Origin of the sequence: Amycolatopsis keratiniphila subsp. keratiniphila (assembly GCF_001620365.2) — a bacterium.
GTDB classification, from domain to species: Bacteria; Actinomycetota; Actinomycetes; order Mycobacteriales; family Pseudonocardiaceae; genus Amycolatopsis; species Amycolatopsis keratiniphila.
The window spans coordinates 390-8643 of the sequence record NZ_LQMT02000057.1 but is presented as its reverse complement, the minus strand read 5'-3'; the positions used below and the strand labels follow the sequence as shown (position 1 = coordinate 8643).

Genomic DNA, 8254 nt, shown 5'->3' with positions numbered 1-8254 from the left:
GGAAAGGACCGTTCCTGGCACTCGGGGGTTGACAGGCGGCGTTGAACCGCCCGACCTCTTCGGGCTCTTGACAGCGCGTCCACCCGTGCCGCACTTTGTTGCTTAAGACGGAACAACGTGCCTCATTCGCAACAGCGCCTGTCACCCCGATGCCCTCGGTCCTTTGTGGACTGACAGGGCAGGCAGGAGGTACCCCTCACCATGCCCCCAGTTCCCCGCGTCGTCGTGATCGGCGCCGGCATCGTCGGCTGCGCGCTCGCCGACGAACTCACCGAACGCGGCTGGACCGACGTCACCGTGCTGGAGCAGGGAGACCTGTTCGCCACCGGCGGGTCCACCTCGCACGCCCCCGGCCTGGTCTTCCAGACCAACACCTGCCGCACGATGACCGCGTTCGCCCGCTACACCGTCACCAAATACGGCACGCTCGACCTCGACGGGAACCCTTGTTTCCGGCCGGTCGGCGGGCTGGAGGTGGCCACGACGCCGGAACGGCTCGCCGACCTCCGGCGACGGCACGGCTGGGCCACCGCGTCGGGCGTCGAAAGCAGGCTGATCGATCCCGGTGAATGCGCCACGCTGCATCCGTTGCTCGATCCGGCCAAGGTGCTCGGCGGATTCCACATCCCCTCCGACGGCTTGGCCCATCCGCTCCGCGCGGCCGAGGCGCAGGCCCGCCGCGCGATCGGGCGCGGCGCGAAGTTTCTCGCGCGGCAGAAAGTGGTCGGCGTCGAACGGTCGGGTGGCCGGGTCACCGGCGTCACCACCGAGACCGGGAGCTTCCGCGCGGACATCGTGGTCTCGTGCGCCGGGATGTGGGGGCCGGTGCTCGGTGAACTGGTGGACCTCACGATCCCGCTGGTCCCGATGGCGCATCAGTACGCGCGCACCAGTCCCCTGCCGTCACTCGCCGGCGTGACCGAGGAGGCCACGAGGCCGATCCTGCGGCATCAGGACGCCGATCTCTACTTCCGCGAACACGTCGACCGGATCGGCATCGGCGCGTACGGTCACCGGCCGATGCCGTTGCCCGCCAAGGAGATCGGCACCGGCGACGGTATGCCCTCGGAGCTCACGTTCACCCCCGCGGACTTCGAAGCGTCGTGGGCCGCGGCCGCCGATCTGCTGCCCTCGCTGGGCGAGACCAAGGTCGAGGAGGGCATCAACGGCCTGTTCTCCTTCACCCCGGACGGTATGCCGCTGCTGGGCGAACACCCCGACCTCGACGGGTTCTGGGTCGCCGAAGCCGTCTGGATCACGCATTCGGCCGGGGTCGCGCGCGCCATGGCGCAGTGGCTGGTCGACGGCAGGCCCGACGCGGATCTGCACGGCTGTGACCTCGCCCGGTTCGAGCGGGTGCAACTCGCCCCGGACCATGTCATGGCGCGCAGCTGCCAGAGCTTCGTCGAGGTCTACGACATCGTCCATCCCTCGCAGCCCATGGAAGAACCACGGCCGCTGCGGACGAGTCCCTTCTACGAACGGCAAACGGAACTCGGCGCGTTCTTCCTCGAAGCGAGCGGCTGGGAACGTCCGCACTGGTACGAGGCGAACGCGAACCTCCCCGAGGTCGACCGCGTGCCCGCGCGCAACGACTGGGCCGCGCGGTACTGGTCGCCGATCGGCGGCGCCGAGGCCATGGTCGCGCGGCAGCGGGTCGCGATGTTCGACATGACGTCGCTGAAACGGGTGGAGGTCACCGGTCCCGGCGCGTTGCCGTTCCTGCAGACGATGACCACGAACCAGCTCGGCAAGAAGCCCGGCTCGGTCACCTACACCCTGTTGCTCGACGAGGACGGCGGCGTGCGCAGCGACCTGACCGTCGCCCGGCTCGGCACCGACCGGTTCCAGGTCGGCGTCAACAACGCCATCGACCTCGACTGGCTCCGGCGGCATCTCCCCGGCGACGGCGCCGCGCAGATCCACGAGACCACCCCGGGAACCTGCTGCATCGGGCTTTGGGGCCCGCTCGCGAGAGCCGTGCTGCAGCCACTGTCCACAACGGACTTTTCGCACCAGGCCATGGGCTACTTCAAGACCAAGCAGGCGTACATCGGCCATGTGCCGGTGACCGCGATGCGACTGTCCTATGTGGGCGAACTCGGCTGGGAGCTGTACACGAGCGCCGACCTCGGCCGCGAACTGTGGGACACGATCTGGGAAGCCGGGCAGGCGCACGGGATCATCGCCGCCGGACGGGACGCGTTCTCCAGCATGCGGCTGGAAAAGGGCTACCGGCTGTGGGGCACCGACGTCACCACCGAGCACGATCCGTACGAGGCCGGTCTCGGTTTCGCCGTGCGGATGGACAAGGGCTACTTCATCGGCCGTGACGCGCTGGCAGGCCGTTCGGAGGAGACGGTGACCAGGAAGCTGACCTGTCTCACCGTCGACGATCCGTATTCCGTCGTGCTCGGCAAGGAGCCGGTGTTCGCCGACGGCCGTCCGGCCGGATACGTCACGAGCGCCGCGTACGGCTACACGGTCGGCAAGAACATCGCCTACGCCTGGCTCCCGGTCGAGTTCACCCGGCCCGGCAGGCCGCTGGAGATCGAGTACTTCGGCGAGCGGATCCCCGCCGTCGTCGCGAACGAGCCGCTGTTCGACCCCGCCATGGCCCGGATCAGGAGCGCCGCATGAGTCATTACGACGTCATCGTCATCGGCCTCGGCGGGATGGGCAGTGCCGCGGCGTACCGGCTCGCCCGGAGAGGACAGCGCGTGCTCGGCATCGACCGGTTCGCGCCCGTGCACAACCTCGGATCCAGCCACGGCGGCTCGCGGATCACCCGGCAGGCGTACTTCGAGGATCCCGCGTACGTCCCGCTCCTGCTGCGGGCGCACGAACTGTGGGCGGGCGTGGAACGCGATTCCGGCCGGAAGATCTTCACCCGCTGCGGCGGGATCATGCTCGGCGGTCCCGATTCGCGGACGGTGTCGGGCAGCCTGGCCAGCGCGCGGACCTGGGATCTGCCGCACGAACTGCTGGACGCGGCCGAGATCCGGCGCCGGTTCCCGACGATGCACCCGGCGGACCACGAAATCGCGCTGTACGAGGAGAACGCCGGCTTCGTGGTGCCGGAAGGCAGTGTGGCGGCGCATCTCCAGCTCGCCGCGCGGGCCGGGGCGGACCTGCACCACGAGGAGGAGGTCCTTTCGTGGCGGGAGACGTCCACCGGCGTCCGGGTGGGCACGTCGCAGAACTTCTACACCGCCGGGCAGCTGGTGATCTGCCCCGGCGCCTGGGCACCGGGCCTGCTCACCGAACTCGGGGTCGAGTTCACCATCGAACGCCAGGTCCAGTACTGGTTCGCGCCGTCGGGCGGGGTGGCGCCGTTCCGCGCCGAACGGCATCCGATCTACGTCTGGGAAGGCGCGGGCGGCCGCCAGTTCTACGGTTTCCCGTCCCACGACGACGCCGGAAGCGTGAAGGTCGCGTTCTTCCGCGGTGGTGAGCCCTGCACACCCGAGTCCATCGACCGGACGGTGCACGCCGAAGAGGTCGCCGAGATCTCGGAGTTCGTCGGACGGAAGATGCCGGCGCTGCCCGGCACGTTCCTGCGCGGGGCGACCTGCATGTACACGAACACCCCCGACGAGCATTTCGTCATCGCCCGCCATCCGGCGCACGAGCGGGTGGTGGTCGCCTGCGGCTTCTCCGGGCACGGCTTCAAATTCGTCCCGGTGGTCGGCGAAATTCTCGCCGACCTGGTCGTGGACGGCACCACCACGCAGCCGATCGGCCTGTTCGACCCCGCGAGGTTCGCCGGAGTCGCGAGATGACGAGTCTCATCCCCACGCTGGGTGGCGGCTACTACACCGACGCCGCGATCTTCGCCGCCGAGCAGGAAATGATCTTCGAGCGCCGGTGGTTCTGCGCGGTCCGATCGGCGGATCTGCCGTCGGCCGGTGACTTCCGGACCGTCCAGGTAGGACGGGAGAGCGTGCTCGTCAGCCGGGGCCGGGACGGCGGGCTGCGGGCGTTCCTCAACGTCTGCCGCCATCGCGGTGCCCGGCTGTGCACGGAGGAATCCGGCACGGTGAAACGCGCGTTCCAGTGTCCGTACCACGCGTGGACGTACGGGCTCGACGGCAAGCTGATCGCGGCGCCGAACCTGGCGAACCTGCCCGACATCGACCGGACCGGGTACGGGCTGCACACCGTGCACCTGCGGGAGTGGCTGGGTTACGCGTGGGTCTGTCTCGCCGCGGACCCGCCGTCGTTCGAGGCCGACGTCGAAGGCGCGGTGCGCGAACGGCTGGGCGATCTGGAGTCGATCGAGCGGTACCGCCTCGACAAACTGTCGGTCGGGCGCCGGATCACCTACGACGTCAAGGCGAACTGGAAACTGATCGTCGAGAACTTCATGGAGTGCTACCACTGCGCGACCATCCATCCGGAGCTGACCGAGGTGCTGCCGGAGTTCGCCGACGGGTACGCGGCGCAGTACTACGTCGGGCACGGCGCCGAATTCGGCGAGGACGTGGAGGGGTTCACCATCGACGGCGGTTCGGGCTTCGACCGGCTCGACGGGGTCGCGAACGACCAGGACCGGCGGTACTACGCGATCACCATCCGGCCGCAGGTGTTCGTGAACCTGGTGCCCGACCACGTGATCTTCCACCGGATGTACCCGCTCGCGCCGGACCGGACGGTCGTCGAATGCGACTGGCTCTATTCGGAGGAGGTCGTGGCGTCGGGGCGGGACGTGTCACGGTCGGTGGAGCTGTTCCACCGCGTGAACGAGCAGGACTTCGACGCCTGCGAACGCTGTCAGCCCGCGATGGCGTCCCGCGCCTACCGCGGCGGCGGCGTGCTGATGCCCTCGGAACACCACATCGGCGAGTTCCACACCTGGCTGCTCACGCATTTGGAGGACTAATTGCGGAGGAGGGAGGTCGCGAGGGCCGGGGTGTCGACACCGGCGACGCCGTCGAGAACGTGCCAGGGCGCGAGCCAGCCCGTCGCGGCGAGCTCGTCGTAGACCACCGAGCACCGCTTCTGGAGCGCGTCGTCGGTCTCGAAGGAATCCCGCGCGCGGTCGGCGTCGGTCTCCGCGCGGCGCTGCGCGCGGTCGGCGGCGACGTCGGCGGTGACCCGGAGCAGCAGATGCGCGACGGGCACCGGCAGGCCGAACCGGTCGATCTCCAGTTCCTTGAGCCACCGCACGAACTCGCCGTCCGCGCCCTGATGGAGGCGGGCGGCGCCGTACGCGGCGTTCGACGCGACATACCGGTCGAGCAGCACGACGTCGTGATCGCCGAGCCGCGCGCGGATCTCGTCGGCCGCGCCACGGCGGTCGAGCGCGTAGAGCATGGCCATGCCGTAGACGGAGTCGGCGAGGTCGCCGTGGCCGCGGTGCAGCGCTTCCTTCACGAGGTCGGCGTGCACGCTTTCGCCGTAGCGCGGGAACGCGATGGACGTGACGCTCGCCCCGGCCGCGTTCAGCGCGCCGGTCAGCGCGTCGGCGAGCGTGCGCTTGCCCGCGCCGTCCAGACCTTCGATCACCACGAGTCGTCCCACGGGCCTACTTTAAGGTGCCGTGGTCGACCGGCGGGCCAGACGGGTCAGCTCACGTCCGGCCCACCGGTCCGCTAGGGGACGCGCCTCTTCGAGTGCAGGAAGAAGCCGGCGACACCGATGAGGAGCAAGCCGCCGAAGATCAGCAGCGGGACGAAGCCGGTGTCCTGCGCGTCGGGCGCGGGACCGCCGTCGCCGCGGGGCATCACCTGGGCGTTGTAGCCGCCGGCCTTGCCCTCCTGGGCGTACGGCGAGCTCGCGAGCATGTCGCCGTAGCGGCCGGAGACGGTCTTCTGGTACTCCGCGAGCGTGGCCGAAGCACCGGCAGCGGAGCCGCTGGCGCCCGAGTCGAGCAGCGTCACGTGGCCATCGCGCAGCGCGTACCAGGCGTCGACCTGGGGTTCGTGGAGCAGTGTCGCGCCGGCGGGCAACCGCCGCGCCAGTGCGCTTTCCCGGTCGCCCGACGCGATGTTGCCGACGCGCCAGGCGCCGTCGTCGCCGCGGACCGACCACACGGTCGCGGTCTGCCCGTCGGAGGCCTTCACCGGCACCGCGACGTAGGCGAGCCGTCCGGCGATCGCACCGTCACCGGCGACGAAATCCCTCGAAAGCTCGTAAACCGGGAAGGATTCGTCGACGACGCTGACCGACGGCGCGTGGCTCGAACCACCCATCTGTGTGAAGAAGCGGCCGAGCTCCGCACGGAGCGTGGGGTCGTCGGCAGCCGCCTTCGCGGCCGCGAGATCTTCACCCGACAGCTGGTCCGCGCGCGCTCCGGGCGCGGAGACCAGCAGCGCGACCGCGACCAGCCCGGCGAGCCCGAGGAACCGCCGCGCGCTCATCGCCGGATCCCGGTGAGCGTGTGGGTCCAGGTGAAGGACTTGTTGGCCGAGTAGAAGTCGTAGGTCGACCAGTTGTAGCGGTTGCCGGTGGGCAGTGGATCCCCCCACGAGACCCACTTCCGGCCGGCTTCGGCGCCGTAGAGGACGTGCATGTGGCCGCCGCCCGAGGCCCAGCCGACCCGCGTCTGGACGGGCTTGCCGTCGTCGGTCTGTGCCTGGACGGCGGCGAAGGGGATGCGGCCCTTGAGGTAGTTCCCCGGGGCCGAGAAGCCGAGCTTGCCGAAGGCGCGCCGGACGTCGCCCAGCGTTCCCGGCCTGTCGGCGCACTCCGGGCGGCGCTCGGCGTGGGCGATCCGGCAGAATTCGTTCTGGGTGACGGTCACGCCGTGGTGCGCCGCGATGGTGTTACCGGAAGCCACCCAGCACCACTGGGACTTCTGCTGCGCCTGCATGGCGATGGGGTGCCGGCCGGCGGGCGCCGAGGGCAGCGCGCTCGCCGGGGTCTGGATCGCCAGCCACGCCACGAGACTCGCGGCGCCCGCGGCGCAAACCCTCCTCGAGAACACAGGCACGACGGGCCTCCTGGTCACCATGGCGAACCAATGTGGTCACAACGGTGAACAGCAGGCTCACAGAGAGCAAGATGGGCACTCGGCGGAACGGACCGTTCCGGGGCGTTTCCACACCCCGGAACGGTCACTCTTCCGGGGTCAACAACCCCGAACGGGGGACGTAGTGTTCACAGTGCGCTGCTAACGTGAACGTTCCGCGGTGTTCACGCTCAGCGCACACACTGGTCTGGTGAAGGGACGAGCGGTGACACGAGACGGGGACACCCCGACGATCATCGACGGCACGCGCCGTCAACCGCTCGAGGCCTTGCCCAAAGAACTCGTCGAGGCCCTCCGCAGCGGCGAGTTCCACCACGCGCTCCGCCAGGCGATCGCCTATCGCGGCCTGTCGCTGGCCCGGCTCCGCGCCCACCTCGGGCTCCGCGGTGTCCAAATCGGACAGTCGACGTTGAGCTACTGGCAGCGCGGATTGCGCCAGCCGGAGGTACCCAAGGCGCTCCCCGCGGTCCGCGCGCTGGAATCGGTGCTGCAGCTGCCCGCGGACGCACTGGTCGTGCTGATCGGGCCGCGGACGGCGCGGGCGCGCGGACACCAGATGGCCGCGTCGTTCCACGACATCCGGTCCGGCGACATGGGCTCCATCGTCGACCAGCTGCTGGCCGAGCTGGGCGCGTACCCGTCTTCCAACCGGTACAACGCCGACCTCGAGATGCTCGCGGTGCACGACACGATCACCTTCGACGCCGCACACCGGCAGGTCGGCCTCCAGACCCGGCTGGTGTGCCGGGCCCGGCGGCACGGCCCGGACCGGTACGTCACCGTCTACAACGGCGACCCCGGCTGCAACATCGGCGACGTCGAGCTGATCACCGCCGAGGGCTGCCGCGTCGGCCGGATCCGGCGCAACGCCGAAGCCGAGACGATGGCCACCGAGCTGCTCTTCGACCGGAAGCTCGCCGAGGGCGAGATCCACGTGTTCTGCTTCGAGGTCCGCGACGACTCGGGCACCGCTTCGCCCGGCTACTTCCGGATGCTGCGGGACCAGTGCGCCAGCTACCTGGTCCAGCTGAAGTTCGCGCTCGGCGCGCTGCCCGCCCGGTGCACCCGGCAGTTCCGGACGCGTGACGACGCCGTGCCCGTCGAGTCCGAGGAGCTGCCGCTCGACATGGGCGGGGTGACCAGCGGTTTCTTCCGCGACGCCGGGCCGGGGCTGGCCGGCATCGAAGTGGAGTGGCGCTAGCGCGTGCGAGCTGGGCACCCACGCCGCACCCGCCCGTCCTTCGGCTCGACCGTCACACTTCCCGAAGTACATGAAGGCCC

The 8254-nt window shown here is 69.9% G+C and carries 7 protein-coding genes; 4 read left to right on the top strand and 3 right to left on the bottom strand.

Annotation, left to right across the window (positions count from 1 at the left end; translation table 11 throughout):
• The first annotated feature begins 201 nt into the window (after positions 1-201).
• Genes AVR91_RS41800 through AVR91_RS41790 form a run of 3 tightly spaced genes read left to right on the top strand, consistent with a single transcriptional unit; the run spans position 202 to position 4882 of the window.
• A complete protein-coding gene (locus AVR91_RS41800; protein WP_063277747.1) occupies positions 202-2640 on the top strand; it encodes a GcvT family protein in 2439 nt (812 codons plus the stop codon).
• On the top strand, positions 2637-3782 hold the full coding sequence (solA, locus tag AVR91_RS41795) for an N-methyl-L-tryptophan oxidase (protein WP_063277748.1): 1146 nt from the start codon (positions 2637-2639) through the stop codon (positions 3780-3782). The genes AVR91_RS41800 and solA overlap by 4 nt, the downstream gene beginning before the upstream one ends.
• Positions 3779-4882 (top strand): aromatic ring-hydroxylating oxygenase subunit alpha, encoded by a 1104-nt coding sequence (locus AVR91_RS41790; protein ID WP_063277749.1) that lies wholly within the window; start codon positions 3779-3781, stop codon positions 4880-4882. Before solA ends, AVR91_RS41790 begins: the two co-directional genes overlap by 4 nt.
• Here the strand turns inward: AVR91_RS41790 and AVR91_RS41785 are convergent.
• From AVR91_RS41785 to AVR91_RS41775, 3 genes are all read right to left on the bottom strand, one after another.
• Complete coding sequence (locus AVR91_RS41785; RefSeq protein WP_083715477.1) at positions 4879-5511, bottom strand: dTMP kinase; 633 nt, start codon at positions 5509-5511, stop codon at positions 4879-4881. The genes AVR91_RS41790 and AVR91_RS41785 overlap by 4 nt on opposite strands.
• 83 nt (positions 5512-5594) lie before the next feature.
• Positions 5595-6362, bottom strand: a complete 768-nt coding sequence (locus tag AVR91_RS41780) for a hypothetical protein (RefSeq protein ID WP_063277751.1) — start codon at positions 6360-6362, stop codon at positions 5595-5597.
• On the bottom strand, positions 6359-6928 hold the full coding sequence (locus AVR91_RS41775) for a papain-like cysteine protease family protein (RefSeq protein WP_063277752.1): 570 nt from the start codon (positions 6926-6928) through the stop codon (positions 6359-6361). Before AVR91_RS41775 ends, AVR91_RS41780 begins: the two co-directional genes overlap by 4 nt.
• A 250-nt stretch (positions 6929-7178) precedes the next feature.
• Here AVR91_RS41775 and AVR91_RS41770 point away from each other — a divergent pair, with 250 nt between their 5' ends.
• Entirely contained in the window at positions 7179-8174 is a 996-nt protein-coding gene (locus tag AVR91_RS41770) for a hypothetical protein (RefSeq protein WP_063277753.1), read from the top strand.
• The last annotated feature ends 80 nt before the right edge of the window (positions 8175-8254 follow it).

Excerpts from the sequence above, each read along its gene's own strand:
- AVR91_RS41780 (WP_063277751.1), bottom strand. The coding sequence starts at position 6,362 with ATGAGCGCGCGGCGGTTCCTCGGGCTCGCCGGGCTGGTCGCGGTCGCG.
- AVR91_RS41800 (WP_063277747.1), top strand. The coding sequence starts at position 202 with ATGCCCCCAGTTCCCCGCGTCGTCGTGATCGGCGCCGGCATCGTCGGC.
- solA (WP_063277748.1), top strand. The coding sequence starts at position 2,637 with ATGAGTCATTACGACGTCATCGTCATCGGCCTCGGCGGGATGGGCAGT.
- AVR91_RS41790 (WP_063277749.1), top strand. The coding sequence starts at position 3,779 with ATGACGAGTCTCATCCCCACGCTGGGTGGCGGCTACTACACCGACGCC.